Consider the following 15,911-nt stretch of genomic DNA (forward strand, 5'->3'; position numbering starts at 1 on the left):
CGCCTCTACTTACGTTGATCGTCAACCGTTACACCTTGCGGCGGGGTAAAGGTAAATTTCGAAGGTTCAATCGCACCATTTTGCTGGGATTTCAGCTGATAGCTGCTGCGCTGATCGTCTTGCTCAACGGCACTAAACTGGTGGATCGTCCCGTCCCGCCCAACATTGATAGTAAACTGCTTCAGGTTACCGCTGCTGGTTTTTGGCGTCAGCACGAAATCGTCGCCGTTTTGCTTAATGTTGTACTGTTGCCAGTCGCTGGCCTGGTTACGCGCAATCAGCATAAACGGAGTGTTACCCGTGGCGTCTTTCAACCAGGTCGCAGTCGCCTGCTCAACAAACGGGTTAAAGAACCACAGCGTTTTACCATCGGAAACCAGGATGCTCTCGTCAGGCTGCGTCATATGCCAGTTAAACAGATTAGGGCGTTTAACCCATAAGTCGCCCTGACCTTCCTGCACCGCCGCGCCGCTACCGTCCGTGACCTTCTGAGTAAAGCTGGCATGGAAGCTACTGACTTTATCCAGACGGCTTTTCAGGTCGCTGGCAGCGTCAGCCCAGACGCTGCTCACCACAAAGCTAGACAGTAATGCACAGGTGATTGCGATTCTTTTCATCGTTATTCCTCAAAATACGTCACTCCCAACGGGGAGATCCCTCTGCTATCCATTTCAGGCCAAAAATCAGCATGAGGAAAGTAGAAAATACTGAATTACTTAACTTTGCAATCATTCGAAGGGCGGCGGAGCCAGCACTTCACGATTACCATTATGCCCTTGTTCGCTGACTATTCCCTGCGCTTCCATCTGTTCGATGATGCGCGCCGCTCGGTTGTAACCGATACGGAACTGACGCTGGACGCCGGAGATTGAGGCTTTGCGTTTCTGAGTAACAAAGTTCACCGCCTGATCGAACAGCGGATCCAGTTCTTCGCCACCATCAAAGCCGCCACCGCCGCCTTCGCTTTCGCTGTCAGAGGTAATGCCATCAACGTATTGTGGACGGCCGCGCGCTTTCCAGTCCTGCACCACCGCGTGAACTTCTTCATCGCGTACAAAGGCGCCGTGTACACGTACAGGGATCGTCGAGTTTGGTGCAGAATAAAGCATGTCACCCATACCCAACAGCGATTCCGCGCCGCCCTGGTCAAGGATGGTACGCGAGTCAATTTTACTGGACACTGTAAAGGCGATACGCGTCGGGATGTTCGCTTTAATCAGACCGGTGATAACGTCAACTGATGGTCGCTGGGTTGCCAGCACCAGATGGATCCCCGCCGCACGCGCTTTTTGCGCCAGACGAGCGATCAGTTCTTCCACCTTTTTGCCAACGGTCATCATCAGGTCAGCGAATTCATCCACCAACACCACGATATACGGCAGTTTTTCCAGCACCGGATGCTGAACATCCATGCTGTCGCCCGGCTTCCAGTATGGGTCTGGAATCGGACGTCCCATACGGGCGGCTTCAGCAATCTTATCGTTATAACCGGCAAGGTTACGCACGCCAAGCGCCGACATCAGTTTGTAGCGACGTTCCATTTCATTGACGCTCCAACGCAAGGCATTGGCGGCATCTTTCATGTCGGTCACAACTTCAGTCAGCAGATGTGGAATACCTTCATAAACAGAAAGTTCCAGCATTTTCGGGTCAATCATGATAAAGCGAACGTCTTCCGGCTGCGCTTTGTACAGCATGCTGAGGATCATGGCATTCACCCCAACAGACTTACCGGAACCGGTTGTCCCTGCCACCAGCAGGTGCGGCATTTTAGCCAGATCGGCCACCACCGGTTCGCCTGCAATATCTTTGCCCAGCACCACAGTCAGCGGAGATGAGTTATCACGGAATTTAGCGTTATCCAGCACTTCACGCAGATAAACGGTTTGACGTTTTTTGTTCGGTAACTCCAGTCCGACATACGGTTTGCCTGGAATAACCTCGACCACACGTACCGCCGCGGTCGACAATGAACGCGCCAGATCTCGTGACAGGTTAGAAATACGCGCCGCTTTAACCCCTGGAGCCAGATTAAGCTCAAAGCGGGTAATCACCGGGCCAGGAGAGTAGTTCACCACATCGGCTTTAATGCGGAAATCCGCCAGACGCGCTTCCACCAGACGTGCCATTTGTTCTAGTGCGAACGTATCTATCGGCTCAACTTCGCTCGGCGGCGGCGTGAGCAGATCTAACGATGGCAGCGGCGTGCTTGGACGGTGCGCCGGACGACTATCCCCATTACGCATCAGCAGCGGATGGATCAGACTATCCTGCGGCGGTGTAACAGGCTGCGCTGGTTGCTGATAATGCTGCTGTGGTGCAACTGGCTGTGCCGGTTGCTGATAATGCTGCTGTGGTGCAACTGGCTGTGCCGGTTGCTGATAGTGCTGCTGTGGTGCAACTGGCTGTGCCGGTTGCTGATAGTGCTGCTGCGGCGCAACTGGTTCCTGGTACTGCGGCGCGGGCTCCGGCATTACGCCAGGCGTAAACAGCGGCTCATGCGGACCCTCATCCACTAGCGTTTTCATTGGCGAAAATTCAAAGTCATCGAGGGAGAACGGATTCGCTCCGGCAGGCTGTTCACCGGAATAACGCTGCTGCTGAGAAGAAGCAAACTGGCGAGCAAGCTCCGCTTCTGCGGCTGAATCTTCGTCATCAGTCTGGTGGGTATCGTCCTGATACTCTTCGCCATAACGATGCTGCTGCGACTGAGCGAACTGACGTGCCAGCTCGTCCTGCTGCATTGCATCCATTTCATCGTCACTGTACGCATCTGTATCAAGCTGCTCTTCGCGCGCTTTCTCTTCAGCCATACGCTGTGACGGCAGTTTTATGCCATATGACGCCAGCTCACGACGAGTAGGCACGCGCACACGATTCGGACGCGGCAACTGCGGGCCAATGCCCTCTTTCACCTGCGGACGCGGCGTACCGCTGCCTGCAAGGCTAAAGACAGGAGCTGCGGCAGCGGCACCTGCCCCTAACGCGGCGCTTTTTACGCCAGCGGCCAGCGGTGCAACGGCAGCAACAGACTCAACCGGTGGTATGGATGTAGTCGTCGGCATTGATGGCGTAGACGGCTTAACACGCTCAGGCTCCTGAGCAGGTTCTGGAATCGGCTGATACCATGCGGCCAGTTGCTCACGCTCACGCGCACGTTTCTCTTCGACTTCTTCAAAGTAATAAAGCGGCGGACGAGTCGGTTTAACTTCTTCAACCACGGGCTCAGGTTCCACCACCGGCGGTTGTTCAACCACAGGCTGCTGGAACGGGTTGCTCTGTTGAAAAGTTTGATCCTGCTGATAGACAGGTTGCTGCACAGGCTCCGGCTGATAAGCCGGCTGCTGGAATGCGGCGTTCTGTTGAGAGATCGGATCCTGTTGATAGACAGGTTGCAGCACGGGCTCCGGCTGATAAGCAGGTTCCGGCTGCGGCGCGACAGGCTGCGTATAAACAGGTTCAACGGGCTGCTGTGCGTAATATTGCGGCTGCGGACTCTGCTCCACAACCGGCTGTTGCCATGGCTCATACGGCTGCTGCACCGGAGGTTGCGCGTACTGGGCTGGCTGCGGATAACCTTCAGGCGCTGGTGCAATCGCGGCATCACCGGTTTGCGGGCCAGGCACGGGTTGCCAGGCCACAGTTGGGACCGGTTGCTCCATAACAGTGTTGGTCACGGGCGACGTTTGCAGCAACGGATCAACCGGTGCGCTCCAGGCCTGAGCGGCCGTTGTAGCTGCAGCTGCTGCAGCTACAGGCTCGGTCACCGAGTGGCCGTTAAGGAGCGGATCAAGTTCGTCATATTCAGGCAGCGTCGCGCGATTACCGGAAAACAGCACATCATTAGGATCGGCAACCACGCCACGGGCGCTGTATTCAATTTCGTCTTCATCATCCATGCGTTTGCCGGAGAACAGCGCCGCATCGGTATGACGACCAAGCGGGTTGGTAAATTTCTCAGCCAGACGTTTACGGCGCGCTAACGCACCGCGCAGGATACGAGCTCGGCGCGATTCATGGGGTTTGCCATCAGCGGCGTCGACAGACTCTTCTTCGTCTTCATATTCTTCGTCATCGACCCAAGTATCGTCGCGGCGGGTACGGTTGCTGGCAAACGTCAGGATATTGAGTAACCAGCCGCCCAGTTTTTCCGCAATGCTCACCCATGACCAACCGGTGAACAGCGTTAATCCCGCAGCCCAAATGCACAACAACGTCAGCGTGCCGCCGCTGCTGTGCAGCAATGGTTGTAGCGTGGTGCTGAGCAGACTGCCGATCACGCCGCCAGAGGCGAAATACCAGATGTCATCGGCGTTAATTGCGGCCAGCCCGCAGGAAGTGAGAATCAGCGCCAGAACGCCAATAATGCGCAGCGAGACGGCAAAATAATCGACGTATTCGTCGCTGGCCTGATGTCGCCAGGCAAACCAGCAGCCACCGACAATGATGACGGGGATAGTGTAGGCCATGACGCCAAAAATAAAGAACAGCGTGTCCGCCAGCCATGCTCCAGGTATTCCGCCCAGATTATGGATAGGCTCATGCCACGCGGTTTGCGACCAACTGGGATCCGAAGGGTTAAAGCTGAGTAAGGCAGCCATCAACCAGACGGCAAAAAGGGCAATAAGGATCAGTAGCGCTTCCAGAAGTCGGCGCCCGCTGCTTAACTTCGTCAATGTGACGTCTTTGTCTTCAGTGTATTCCTGGCTCAAAAACGGCTCTCCAGGTTTCGGGCTTTTCCTGCCCGATGCTAAAACGGACAACAGCACCGGGTTGCCCCGGCACTGTTGCTGTATGGATTAACAGGAGTGTAATCAAACTGCGTCGATTTTGCACCTGTTCCGTGTTAGCGCGTCTTAATTACCAGACGATTGCTCTGTTTGACTTCTTCCATTACTACATAAGTACGTGTGTCATTCACGCCAGGCAGACGCAGCAGGGTTTCCCCCAACAGCTTACGGTATGCTGACATATCCGGTACGCGTGTTTTCAGCAAATAGTCGAAATCACCGGAAACCAAATGACACTCTTGAATTTCTTCAAGTTTTTGTACTGCAGAGTTAAATTGTTCAAACACATCCGGGGCGCCACGATTCAGAGTAATCTCAACAAAAACCAGAAGTGATGCATCCAGATAATGCGGGTTTAACAGCGCTGTATAGCCCTGAATAAAACCCTGTCTTTCCAACCGACGCACACGCTCAAGGCAGGGCGTTGGTGAAAGTCCCACACGTTTAGAAAGCTCGACGTTAGAAATACGCCCATCCTTTTGCAGCTCATTAAGAATGTTACGATCGATACGGTCGAGATCTTTGCCAGGGCGCTTCTTACTATCTACCATTATTATTGTCTCTCTGTATTCCTTCCCTACTCCTGCCTGACTCTACCAACATCACTGTTCAGAGTCGCTACCCATCAAGATAAACCGCAACCCAGAGGGATTTTCGGTTCGCAATGTCTGGGTTTATGGTGAGAAGACCGTTGCCTGTCGGCGGCTATCGACATCACGAATGGCATCTGTCCACACCATGCGTAGATTTCGCTAACACGGTAAACATGGTATCTACATGCATGATTATGCAGCACATACATGACACAGTTTTTTTCTTCCTTGAATGTTTTCGCAAAACAGCAGGGGATTGTCAAAGCAAAACATCGATTTTTAGTACAACATGCCAGTTATTCATTCGCAGTGATGGAAAATCGTCATTTTATCACCTTATAACTGACCGATTTTAAGTAGAAATCGTTATAGTATTACGACTAATTCTGCCGTTCATCGGTTCCCGCTATTACACATATTGTTAACAAAATCGCCATACTCTTTTTTTACGCCTGTAAATTCCCTACAATCCTGCTCATTGCCTGCTAACAACTATGGGGATCTCATGGGCGCAACCAAACACAGTAAACTTCTTATTCTGGGCTCTGGCCCTGCGGGGTATACCGCTGCGGTCTACGCTGCACGCGCGAACCTGCAACCGGTACTGATTACCGGTATGGAAAAAGGTGGTCAGTTGACCACAACAACAGAAGTGGAGAACTGGCCTGGCGATCCGCACGATCTCACAGGCCCATTGCTGATGGAACGCATGCACGAACATGCGACCAAATTTGAAACTGAAATTATTTTTGATCATATCAGCAAAGTTGATCTGCAAAACCGCCCTTTCCGTCTGACCGGCGACAGCGGTGAATACACCTGTGACGCACTGATCATCGCCACCGGTGCGTCAGCACGCTACCTGGGTCTGCCTTCAGAAGAAGCCTTCAAAGGCCGTGGCGTTTCCGCCTGCGCGACCTGCGACGGTTTCTTCTACCGTAATCAAAAAGTTGCGGTGATCGGCGGCGGCAACACTGCTGTTGAAGAAGCGCTGTACCTGGCGAATATCGCATCTGAAGTGCATTTGATTCACCGTCGCGACAGCTTCCGCGCCGAGAAAATCCTGATCAAGCGTTTGATGGATAAAGTCGAAAACGGCAACATCGTGCTGCATACCCACCGCACACTGGAAGAAGTGACCGGCGATCAAATGGGCGTAACCGGACTGCGCCTGCGCGATACGCAAAACACTGACAACGTCGAGTCACTTGACGTTGCAGGGCTGTTTGTCGCTATCGGTCACAGCCCGAATACCGCCATTTTCGACGGTCAGCTAGAACTGGAAAATGGCTACATCAAAGTTCAGTCCGGTATTCATGGTAACGCCACCCAAACCAGCATTCCGGGTGTATTCGCCGCCGGTGACGTGATGGACCATATTTATCGCCAGGCGATCACTTCAGCAGGCACCGGTTGCATGGCTGCGCTTGACGCAGAGCGTTATCTCGACGGTCTGGCAGACGCTTGCAAATAAGTTTTACAAATCAGTAACAAAAGTAAAAAAGGCGACTATAAGTCGCCTTTATTTTTGCCTCGTTGTAACATTGTCCTGCCCAAAAATTCCAATAACTCACCTGCTAAGCGTGCAATGAATAAAACCCGTCAAAAAGAGCTGACCCGCTGGTTAAAACAGCAAAGTGTAATTTCCCAACGATGGCTGAACATTTCACGCCTGTTGGGGTTCGTGAGCGGCCTGTTAATTGTCGCTCAGGCCTGGCTCATGGCCCGAATTCTCGACCATATGATCATGGACAATATCCCCAGAGAGGCGCTTCTGCTCCCTTTCATTGTGCTGGTATTGATTTTCATCCTGCGAGCATGGGTCGTCAGGTTACGCGAACACGTCGGGTTTCATGCTGGCCAACATATCCGCTTTGAGATTCGCCGCCAGGTGCTTGACCGTCTGCAACAAGCAGGTCCCGCCTGGATACAAGGCAAACCAGCCGGGAGCTGGGCTACGCTAATCCTGGAACAGATTGATGACATGCATGATTACTATGCACGTTATCTGCCGCAAATGGCGCTGGCCGTATGCGTCCCCTTATTGATCGTGGCAGCGGTATTCCCGTCAAACTGGGTAGCCGCCCTTATTCTGCTTGGAACTGCCCCGCTGATCCCGTTGTTTATGGCGATGGTTGGTATGGGTGCAGCCGACGCTAACCGCCGCAATTTTCAGGCTCTTGCTCGCCTCAGTGGCCATTTTCTCGATCGCCTGCGGGGTATGGAGACGCTAAGAATCTTTGGTCGCGGTGAAGCTGAAACAGAAAGCATCCGCGCAGCGTCACAAGATTTCCGCCAGCGCACCATGGAAGTCCTGCGCCTGGCGTTTCTGTCATCCGGTGTCCTTGAGTTCTTTACCTCCCTGTCCATCGCACTGGTCGCGGTTTACTTCGGTTTTTCCTACCTCGGTGAACTCGATTTTGGCCACTACGGGACAGGCGTCACATTGGCTGCTGGCTTCCTCGCGCTCATTCTGGCGCCGGAATTTTTCCAGCCCCTGCGCGATCTGGGCACGTTTTATCACGCCAAAGCGCAAGCCGTTGGTGCCGCGGATAGTCTGAAAACCTTCATGGAAACCCCGCTTGCACATCCTGAGCGTGGCGATATTGAGCTGACAACAAAAGACGCAGTTTCAATTGAAGCAGAAGATCTGGTCATCACCTCGCCGGAAGGTAAAGTGCTTGCAGGTCCGCTCAACTTTACCCTGCCAGCGGGCCAACGCGCGGTGCTGGTTGGCCGCAGCGGTTCCGGCAAAAGTTCGTTGCTCAATGTCCTGTCCGGTTTTCTCTCTTATCAGGGTTCGCTGCGGATTAACGGCTTTGAGCTGCGCGACCTGTCGCCTGATTGCTGGCGCAAACAGCTGTCCTGGGTTGGACAAAATCCGCAGCTCCCTGCCGCCACGTTACGCGATAACGTGCTGCTCGCTCGCCCCGATGCCAGCGAAGAACAGCTGCAGGCCGCACTCGACAGCGCCTGGGTCAGTGAGTTTTTACCACTTCTGCCACAGGGTGTGGATACACCAGTAGGCGATCAGGCTGCTCGACTTTCTGTCGGACAAGCGCAGCGCGTTGCCGTGGCTCGCGCCTTACTCAATCCATGTCAGTTGTTGCTGCTTGACGAGCCCGCCGCCAGCCTTGATGCACACAGCGAACAACGCGTGATGCAGGCGTTGAAAGCAGCGTCACGCCGCCAGACCACGCTGATGGTGACACACCAACTTGAAGATCTTGCCGACTGGGACGTTATCTGGGTGATGCAGGACGGACAGATCGTTGAACAAGGCTCTTATGCCGAACTTAGCGCAGCCAACGGGGCGTTTGCGACATTACTGGCTCATCGTCAGGAGGACATCTAAATGCGCGCTTTGCTACCTTATCTGACGCTGTATAAACGTCACAAATGGATGTTAACCCTGGGGATCGTTCTGGCGATCGTCACACTGCTGGCAAGTATTGGTTTGCTGACGCTTTCCGGCTGGTTCCTGTCGGCTTCTGCTGTGGTGGGTGTCACCGGAATTTACAGTTTTAACTATATGCTCCCTGCTGCCGGGGTACGCGGTGCGGCAATCACCCGAACCGCGGGCCGCTATTTCGAGCGGCTGGTCAGCCACGATGCGACGTTCCGCGTGCTGCAACATTTGCGTATTTATACCTTCAGCAAACTGCTGCCGCTCTCCCCTGCTGGCCTGTCCCGTTATGGACAAGGTGAATTGCTTAACCGCGTAGTGGCAGATGTCGACACGCTCGATCATCTTTATTTGCGCGTGCTCTCCCCGCTTGTGGGCGCTTTTGTCGTCATCATGGTGGTCACGCTGGGGCTAAGCGTTCTCGATTTCACGCTGGCTATCACTCTCGGCGGTATTATGCTGCTGACCTTATTTATCCTGCCCCCACTCTTTTATCAGGCAGGTAAAAGCACCGGGCAAAGCTTGACGCATTTACGTGGGCAGTATCGCCAGCAGTTAACATCCTGGCTGCAGGGCCAGGCTGAACTGACCATCTTTGGCGCCAGTGAACGTTACCGCGCCCAAATGGAAGCCACCGAGTTGCAGTGGCATGAAGCCCAACGACGTCAGTCTGAATTAACGGCGCTATCACAGGCGGTCATGCTGTTAGTCGGCGCACTGGCAGTGGTTGTGATGTTATGGATGGCCTCCGGCGGCGTGGGTGGCAATACCCAGCCTGGCGCGCTGATCGCGCTGTTTGTCTTCTGTGCGCTGGCCGCGTTTGAAGCATTAGCACCCGTCACCGGCGCGTTTCAGCATCTCGGACAGGTTATTGCCTCTGCGCTGCGCATCACCGAACTGACCGAACAGCAGCCAGAAGTCACCTTCCCGGATGCCAGTTCTCCAGTTTCTGAGCAGGTCACTCTCACGCTACGCGATGTTTCATTCAGCTATCCGGGGCAAGCACAAAAAGCGCTCGACACCCTTTCGCTGCAGGCTCAGCCCGGTGAACACATTGCGATTCTCGGTCGCACCGGCTGCGGTAAGTCAACGTTACTACAATTGCTGACCCGCACATGGGATCCGCAGCACGGCGAAATTCTGATTAATGAGCAGCCGATTTCAGCCCTCAGTGAAGCCATTCTGCGCCAGAGCATCAGCGTCGTGCCACAGCGCGTGCACCTGTTCAGCGCGACGCTGCGTGATAACCTGCTGCTGGCAGCACCGCACGCCAGTGATGACACATTATCCGCAATGCTGTGCCGCGTCGGTCTGAACAAACTGCTAGAGGGTGATGGACTCAATGCCTGGTTAGGCGAAGGCGGTCGTCAGCTTTCTGGCGGCGAACTCCGTCGTCTGGCTATCGCCCGCGCCTTATTGCACGATGCCCCACTGATGCTGCTGGATGAACCGACCGAAGGGCTTGATGCCACAACAGAAAGCCAAATGCTTGAATTAATTGGCGATGTCATGCGCGATAAAACCGTACTGATGGTGACACATCGTCTGCGCGGCTTGTCACGTTTTGATCAAATAATAGTGATGGACAACGGACACATTATTGAGCAAGGTAATCACGCAGATTTGTTAGCCCGGCAGGGGCGTTATTACCAGTTTAAGCAACGTCTGTAAGCTATTATTGAACGATCAAACTCGCGTAGTGGAGTTTCGCTGTCATGCGCCTGGTGCAATTGTCCCGCCATTCTATAGCCTTCCCTTCACCGGAAGGCGCTTTACGCGAGCCTAACGGTTTGTTGGCGCTTGGCGGCGATCTCAGTCCAGCCCGACTGTTAATGGCCTACCAGCGCGGAATTTTCCCGTGGTTTTCACCTGGCGACCCCATTCTTTGGTGGTCGCCCGATCCACGCGCCATTCTTTGGCCCGAGAAATTTCATCTCAGCCGCAGCATGAAACGTTTTCATAAAAACTCGCCTTATCGCGTGACGCTCAATTACGCGTTCGGTCAGGTGATTGAAGGCTGCGCGAACAACCGGGAAGAAGGCACCTGGATAACGCATGATGTAGTCGACGCCTACCATCGCCTGCACGAGCTGGGCCATGCGCACTCCATTGAAGTATGGCGACAAAATGAGTTAGTGGGCGGTATGTATGGCGTGGCGCAAGGTACGCTATTTTGTGGCGAATCAATGTTCAGCCGTCAGGAAAATGCGTCCAAAACCGCACTGCTTGTTTTTTGCACTGAATTTATCCGTCAGGGCGGAAAATTAATCGACTGCCAGGTATTAAATAGCCATACAGCTTCGCTGGGCGCCGTCGAAACCCCACGTCGGGAGTACCTTGAACACCTGAGCAGACTGCGCCAGCAGCGGCTACCGAGCCATTTCTGGGTTCCCAGGACGTTATTTTCGCCTCAGGGGTGAATGTTTTCGGCACATTTTTTGTCGGGGTGTTATAATTGTCGCGCAGAGTTGGTTTAGCCCATTACCCCGCCGCCGTTAAGGAACAGTTCGCGTCAGGCAACGCCTATCGTTTATCTCCTCGTTCCCTTACACGTTGCGCTTTAAGTGCGGCTTTGCCGTGTGTGGTTAGAGTAATGCGCCAAACCCGATTTGCTGTGTTTTAAACGCACAAATCTTTACTTATTAAAAGAACTTCGGCATTATCTTGCCGGTTCAAATTACGGTAGTGATACCCCAGAGGATTAGATGGCCAAAGAAGACAATATTGAAATGCAGGGTACCGTTCTCGATACGTTACCTAATACCATGTTCCGCGTAGAGTTAGAAAACGGTCACGTGGTTACTGCACACATCTCCGGTAAAATGCGTAAAAACTATATCCGCATCCTGACGGGCGACAAAGTGACTGTTGAGCTGACCCCGTACGACCTGAGCAAAGGCCGCATTGTCTTCCGTAGTCGCTGATTGTTTTTAACGCCCGAATGGCGTCCAGATAATAAAAGGTCGGTTTAACCGGCCTTTTTTGTGGGCCAAGGTCAGGTATTTAATCCTCAATCATCCGCGCATATTCTTCCGTTAAGAAATCCACTAATGTGCGTACTGACGGCAATAATCCCCTGCGTGATGGAAAGACTGCGTGAATTATTTCTCGCTTCGGTTCCCAGCCGTCGAGCAATGCCACCAGTTCACCCGCAGCTACTTGATCTTTTACCATCAGCTGTGGAAGTTGAACTACCCCCACACCGGCAACTGCGGCTTCACGTAACGCCAGCATATCGGTGGTGATCATACGCGGCGTGAAATGCACCTCCGCACGTGCGCCCTGCGGCCCGAATAACTCCCAACGATGCACATGTTTACCCGTCGCCAGACTCAGGCCCGGCCAACGCGTCAGCTCCGCCGGAGAATGTAGCGTTCCCATTTGCTCGATTAACTGCGGGCTGGCATACAAACGATGCCCCCTGTCCGCCAGCACACGCATCACCAGGTCGCTATCCTCAAATGGTCGGGGCCTGACGCGAATCGCCACGTCCAAGCCCTCTCCAACAACGTCCACGCGGCGGTTAGTAGCCTCCAGTTGCACTGATACGTCAGGATAACGCGCCATAAAACGGGCAAGCATCGGCCCGATATGCACATGCAGCAGCGTGACCGGACACGTCAACTTCACCACGCCACGCGGTTCAACCTGTAACGCGGCAATCGCATCCTGCGCTGCCTGCGCTTCCACCAGCATCGCCTTACAGTGTTCGTAAAAGGTTTGCCCAACTTCCGTCACGTTAAACTGGCGGGTGGTTCGCTGAATCAGTCGAACTCCCAGCCTCTCTTCCAGCTGCGCTATCCGTCGGCTCAGTTTTGATTTTGGTTCATCAAGCGCCCGACCCGCCGCCGCGAATCCCCCTTCCTCTACAACATGCACAAACCATGCAAAATCATTGAGATCTGGCTTCGTCATCCAATTGTCCTATTTATGAGACAGTGAGGACTATTTTAGCTACTACTCAGCTCGCTGTCATGAATATAAGCTTATTCACATCAAGACAACGCTACTGAGGAGACACATATGAAACAAGTAACAGGCGTCTACACCGCACCTCGCCCGCACTGGGTTGGCGATGGATTTCCGGTTCGCTCGATGTTTTCTTACCAGTCTCATGCTGAACAGCTAAGTCCGTTCCTGCTGCTGGATTACGCCGGTCCACATACGTTTACGCCGGGTAACGAAAAACGCGGCGTAGGCGAACACCCTCACCGTGGTTTTGAGACGGTGACCATCGTGTACAGCGGCGAAGTTGAACACCGTGATTCAACCGGTCGCGGCGGCATTATCGGCCCCGGCGACGTGCAGTGGATGACCGCAGGAGCAGGAATATTACACGAAGAGTTCCATTCACCTGAATTTACCCGTCAGGGTGGCGAATTGGAAATGGTACAGCTGTGGGTCAATCTGCCAGCAAAAGACAAAATGGCCGTTCCGGGTTACCAGGGCATCAGCAGCGATGTGATCCCCACTGTCGCCCTGCCTGATGAAGCAGGGAGCGTTCGTGTGATTGCGGGCAGCTATCAGGATACAAAAGGCCCGGCACATACCTTCTCGCCGCTGAACGTCTGGGATATGCGTTTGCAACGTAATCATCAGCTCACGTTGTCCCAGCCGGAAGGATGGAGCACTGCCCTGGTGGTATTGAAAGGGAATATCACCGTAAACGGCACTACGTCTGCCAGCGAAGCACAACTGGTGGTGCTGAGCCAGCAGGGGAAAACGCTGCATATTGAAGCCTCCAGCGACGCCAGCGTGCTGCTGCTTTCTGGAGAACCGTTGAACGAGCCGATTGTAGGTTACGGTCCGTTTGTAATGAACACGAAACAAGAAATCGCTGAAGCCGTACGCGATTTTAACTCCGGCCGCTTTGGCCAAATCTGAATCGAAGGAGAAGAATATGTCCAGTCCTGCAAACTTTAATGGTTCACGTCCAGTCATCGATGTGAATGATTCCGTCATGCTGCTTATCGATCATCAGAGCGGGCTGTTCCAGACCGTCGGCGACATGCCAATGCCAGAACTGCGTGCGCGTGCCGCCGCGCTGGCTAAAATGGCGACTCTGGCGAAGATGCCGGTGATTACCACGGCATCCGTACCGCAGGGACCTAACGGCCCGCTGATCCCTGAGATCCACGCCAATGCGCCGCATGCCCAATACGTGGCGCGTAAAGGCGAAATCAACGCCTGGGATAACGAAGATTTCGTGAAAGCGGTCAAAGCAACTGGTCGTAAAACGCTGATTATCGCCGGTACGATTACCAGCGTGTGCATGGCTTTCCCGGCTATCAGCGCGGTTGCGGAAGGCTATAAGGTTTTCGCTGTAATCGACGCTTCCGGTACTTACAGCAAAATGGCGCAGGAAATCACCCTGGCTCGAGTTGTTCAGGCTGGCGTTGTGCCGATGGATACCGCCGCCGTCGCTTCTGAAATTCAGGGCACATGGAACCGTGAAGACGCCGCCGAATGGGCTGAAGTGTATACCAAAGTCTTCCCGGCTTATCAGTTGCTGATCGAAAGCTACAGCAAAGCTCAGGAAGTCGTGACCAACGGCGAAAAACTGGACTCTCAGCGCTAATCCAATCCTCTGCGCCTGCCTGGGCGGAGGAATATGTATAATGCGTAACCAAACGAGAGTTAACACGTAAATTCTGCTTGACCGTTTTAGCGCAACTCCCTATAGTAGCGCCCCGTTGCCCCCCAAGCGGTCAGGCAGCAATACAATATGGTGAGGTGTCCGAGTGGCTGAAGGAGCACGCCTGGAAAGTGTGTATACGGCAACGTATCCGGGGTTCGAATCCCCGCCTCACCGCCATATTTTAAGAAGAGCTCGTACGAAAGTACGGGCTTTTTTTTCGCATGTTGCATTTGCCGGATGCGGCGCAAGCACCTTATCCGGCCTACATTGCTACAGCCGTGAATATCTCCGTAGGCCTGATAAGCGAAGCGCCATCAGGCATGGCAGTTATTGTCGGCTGAGCAGCGTTAACACTTCATAGTGCGCGGTGTGTGGGAACATATCGAAAAGTTGGACGCGTTCAATGCGATACCCGGGCAACTCACAAATATCCTTCGCCATGGTTTGCGCATTACAGCTGGAATAAATGATAAAACGCGGTGCCATGCGGGAGAGAAAATCGCACAGCGGCTTTCCAATCCCGCGACGCGGCGGGTTCACCAGCACCAGGTCAGGTACTTCGCCCTGAGCGGTAGCAAACTGGGTTGAATCCAGCGCCTGAAAATGCAGATTCTGCAATCCAAGCTCCTGCGCTGACTGCTTCGCGCAGGTAATCGCTTCTGGCGCGATTTCAATCCCCGTCAGTTTCATTTGCGGTGTAGCACAGTGCAGACCAAAACCCCCAACACCGCAAAAGAGATCCCACATGTGATTAACCGGAAGCTGACGCACCCAGTCGCGCGCCGTGGCATATAACTGCCCCGCCACCACCGGGTTGGTCTGGAAGAAACTCTGCGGGCGGATCCACAACGGCACATCGTTAAAGCGTTCCGCCAGTGCCTGTTGTTCAGTCAGGAAGATTTCGGTCTCCCCTTCCATAATCGCCATATGCACCGGCTGAATATTGGCAGTAATTACTTTTAACTGTGGGAGTTGTGCCTGCAACCAGGGTAGCGCCGCGCGCAGTTGTGCCAGTTTTGCGTCAGAACGCAGGACAAAACGCAGCATCATACCGCCGTCGTACCGGCTTTCCGTTAACAGCAGATATTTCAGTTCCCCGCGTTTGCGCGCCACGTTATAGGGCGTCAGCCCCGCCCGAGCGATAAACGGCTTAAGCGCGGCAAATACGGGCGCAAAAGACTCAGGATAGAGCGGACAGTCGCACAAATCCTCAGGCGTACCGTCACGATGCAGCATTCCCAGCAGAGGTTTTTCCACGCTGCCGCTGACCACCATTTTAGCTTTATTACGAAACTCGCTTTCCGGACCACTGATCGGCGCGCACCATTCTCCGACCGGATGCTCGGCAAGCAGATTCTGCAGATCGGCTGTTTTAGCGAAGAGTTGATCGGCGACAGGCTGAGTTATCCACTGACAGGAGCGGCAGCGCTCGGCGTCATATAGTGCGCACTGCATACAAAAACCTATAAATTAACAGGGGGCCA

At 53.8% G+C, this 15,911-nt stretch carries 12 protein-coding genes, 1 tRNA gene and 1 pseudogene; 9 read left to right on the forward strand and 5 right to left on the reverse strand.

The window, feature by feature from the left end:
* Positions 1-5: 5 nt before the first annotated feature.
* The 3 genes from lolA to lrp form a co-directional block, all read right to left on the reverse strand.
* The gene (lolA, locus tag IB222_RS14990) at positions 6-617 is read right to left on the reverse strand and encodes an outer membrane lipoprotein chaperone LolA (RefSeq protein ID WP_003831898.1); all 612 of its coding nucleotides are present in this window, start codon (positions 615-617) and stop codon (positions 6-8) included.
* Positions 618-728: 111 nt separating this feature from the next.
* Positions 729-4,712 (reverse strand): DNA translocase FtsK, encoded by a 3,984-nt coding sequence (ftsK, locus tag IB222_RS14995; RefSeq protein ID WP_149384735.1) that lies wholly within the window; start codon positions 4,710-4,712, stop codon positions 729-731.
* A gap of 134 nt (positions 4,713-4,846) precedes the next feature.
* Positions 4,847-5,341, reverse strand: a complete 495-nt coding sequence (gene lrp / locus IB222_RS15000; protein ID WP_002439523.1) for a leucine-responsive transcriptional regulator Lrp — start codon at positions 5,339-5,341, stop codon at positions 4,847-4,849.
* 547 nt (positions 5,342-5,888) lie between these two features.
* On the opposite strand from lrp, the gene trxB reads away from it, so the two are divergent.
* The 6 genes and pseudogenes from trxB (at position 5,889) to infA (ending at position 11,713) form a co-directional block, all read left to right on the forward strand.
* Complete coding sequence (gene trxB / locus IB222_RS15005) at positions 5,889-6,857, forward strand: thioredoxin-disulfide reductase (RefSeq protein WP_003831889.1); 969 nt, start codon at positions 5,889-5,891, stop codon at positions 6,855-6,857.
* A 114-nt stretch (positions 6,858-6,971) separates the two neighbouring features.
* Entirely contained in the window at positions 6,972-8,738 is a 1,767-nt protein-coding gene (cydD, locus tag IB222_RS15010) for a cysteine/glutathione ABC transporter permease/ATP-binding protein CydD (protein ID WP_149384736.1), read from the forward strand.
* Positions 8,739-10,460, forward strand: a complete 1,722-nt coding sequence (gene cydC / locus IB222_RS15015; protein ID WP_149384737.1) for a cysteine/glutathione ABC transporter ATP-binding protein/permease CydC — start codon at positions 8,739-8,741, stop codon at positions 10,458-10,460.
* Positions 10,461-10,504: 44 nt separating this feature from the next.
* The gene (gene aat / locus IB222_RS15020; protein WP_003831883.1) at positions 10,505-11,209 is read left to right on the forward strand and encodes a leucyl/phenylalanyl-tRNA--protein transferase; all 705 of its coding nucleotides are present in this window, start codon (positions 10,505-10,507) and stop codon (positions 11,207-11,209) included.
* A pseudogene (locus tag IB222_RS15025) lies at positions 11,210-11,567 on the forward strand (hypothetical protein). It begins immediately after the preceding gene.
* Complete coding sequence (gene infA, locus IB222_RS15030; protein WP_002211347.1) at positions 11,495-11,713, forward strand: translation initiation factor IF-1; 219 nt, start codon at positions 11,495-11,497, stop codon at positions 11,711-11,713. Before IB222_RS15025 ends, infA begins: the two are co-directional and overlap by 73 nt.
* A 79-nt stretch (positions 11,714-11,792) precedes the next feature.
* On the opposite strand, the gene IB222_RS15035 is transcribed toward infA, so the two are convergent.
* On the reverse strand, positions 11,793-12,704 hold the full coding sequence (locus IB222_RS15035) for a LysR family transcriptional regulator (protein ID WP_149384738.1): 912 nt from the start codon (positions 12,702-12,704) through the stop codon (positions 11,793-11,795).
* A 108-nt stretch (positions 12,705-12,812) separates the two neighbouring features.
* Between IB222_RS15035 and IB222_RS15040 the strand changes: the two genes are divergently transcribed.
* From IB222_RS15040 to IB222_RS15050, 3 genes are all read left to right on the forward strand, one after another.
* Positions 12,813-13,673, forward strand: a complete 861-nt coding sequence (locus IB222_RS15040) for a pirin family protein (protein ID WP_003831674.1) — start codon at positions 12,813-12,815, stop codon at positions 13,671-13,673.
* Positions 13,674-13,689: 16 nt separating this feature from the next.
* Entirely contained in the window at positions 13,690-14,367 is a 678-nt protein-coding gene (locus IB222_RS15045; protein WP_032939929.1) for an isochorismatase family protein, read from the forward strand.
* 149 nt (positions 14,368-14,516) lie between these two features.
* Positions 14,517-14,604, forward strand: a tRNA-Ser gene (locus tag IB222_RS15050).
* A gap of 150 nt (positions 14,605-14,754) precedes the next feature.
* Here IB222_RS15050 and rlmC read toward each other — a convergent pair.
* Positions 14,755-15,882, reverse strand: coding sequence for a 23S rRNA (uracil(747)-C(5))-methyltransferase RlmC (gene rlmC, locus IB222_RS15055; RefSeq protein WP_149384739.1), 1,128 nt, complete (start codon positions 15,880-15,882; stop codon positions 14,755-14,757).
* Between the last annotated feature and the right edge of the window lie 29 nt (positions 15,883-15,911).

The sequence above is a fragment of the Citrobacter sp. C13 genome (assembly GCF_014596815.2).
Classification (GTDB): Bacteria; Pseudomonadota; Gammaproteobacteria; order Enterobacterales; family Enterobacteriaceae; genus Citrobacter; species Citrobacter portucalensis.

Excerpts from the sequence above, each read along its gene's own strand:
- lolA (WP_003831898.1), bottom strand. The coding sequence starts at position 617 with ATGAAAAGAATCGCAATCACCTGTGCATTACTGTCTAGCTTTGTGGTG.
- lrp (WP_002439523.1), bottom strand. The coding sequence starts at position 5,341 with ATGGTAGATAGTAAGAAGCGCCCTGGCAAAGATCTCGACCGTATCGAT.
- trxB (WP_003831889.1), top strand. The coding sequence starts at position 5,889 with ATGGGCGCAACCAAACACAGTAAACTTCTTATTCTGGGCTCTGGCCCT.
- cydD (WP_149384736.1), top strand. The coding sequence starts at position 6,972 with ATGAATAAAACCCGTCAAAAAGAGCTGACCCGCTGGTTAAAACAGCAA.
- cydC (WP_149384737.1), top strand. The coding sequence starts at position 8,739 with ATGCGCGCTTTGCTACCTTATCTGACGCTGTATAAACGTCACAAATGG.
- aat (WP_003831883.1), top strand. The coding sequence starts at position 10,505 with ATGCGCCTGGTGCAATTGTCCCGCCATTCTATAGCCTTCCCTTCACCG.
- infA (WP_002211347.1), top strand. The coding sequence starts at position 11,495 with ATGGCCAAAGAAGACAATATTGAAATGCAGGGTACCGTTCTCGATACG.
- IB222_RS15035 (WP_149384738.1), bottom strand. The coding sequence starts at position 12,704 with ATGACGAAGCCAGATCTCAATGATTTTGCATGGTTTGTGCATGTTGTA.
- IB222_RS15040 (WP_003831674.1), top strand. The coding sequence starts at position 12,813 with ATGAAACAAGTAACAGGCGTCTACACCGCACCTCGCCCGCACTGGGTT.
- IB222_RS15045 (WP_032939929.1), top strand. The coding sequence starts at position 13,690 with ATGTCCAGTCCTGCAAACTTTAATGGTTCACGTCCAGTCATCGATGTG.
- rlmC (WP_149384739.1), bottom strand. The coding sequence starts at position 15,882 with ATGCAGTGCGCACTATATGACGCCGAGCGCTGCCGCTCCTGTCAGTGG.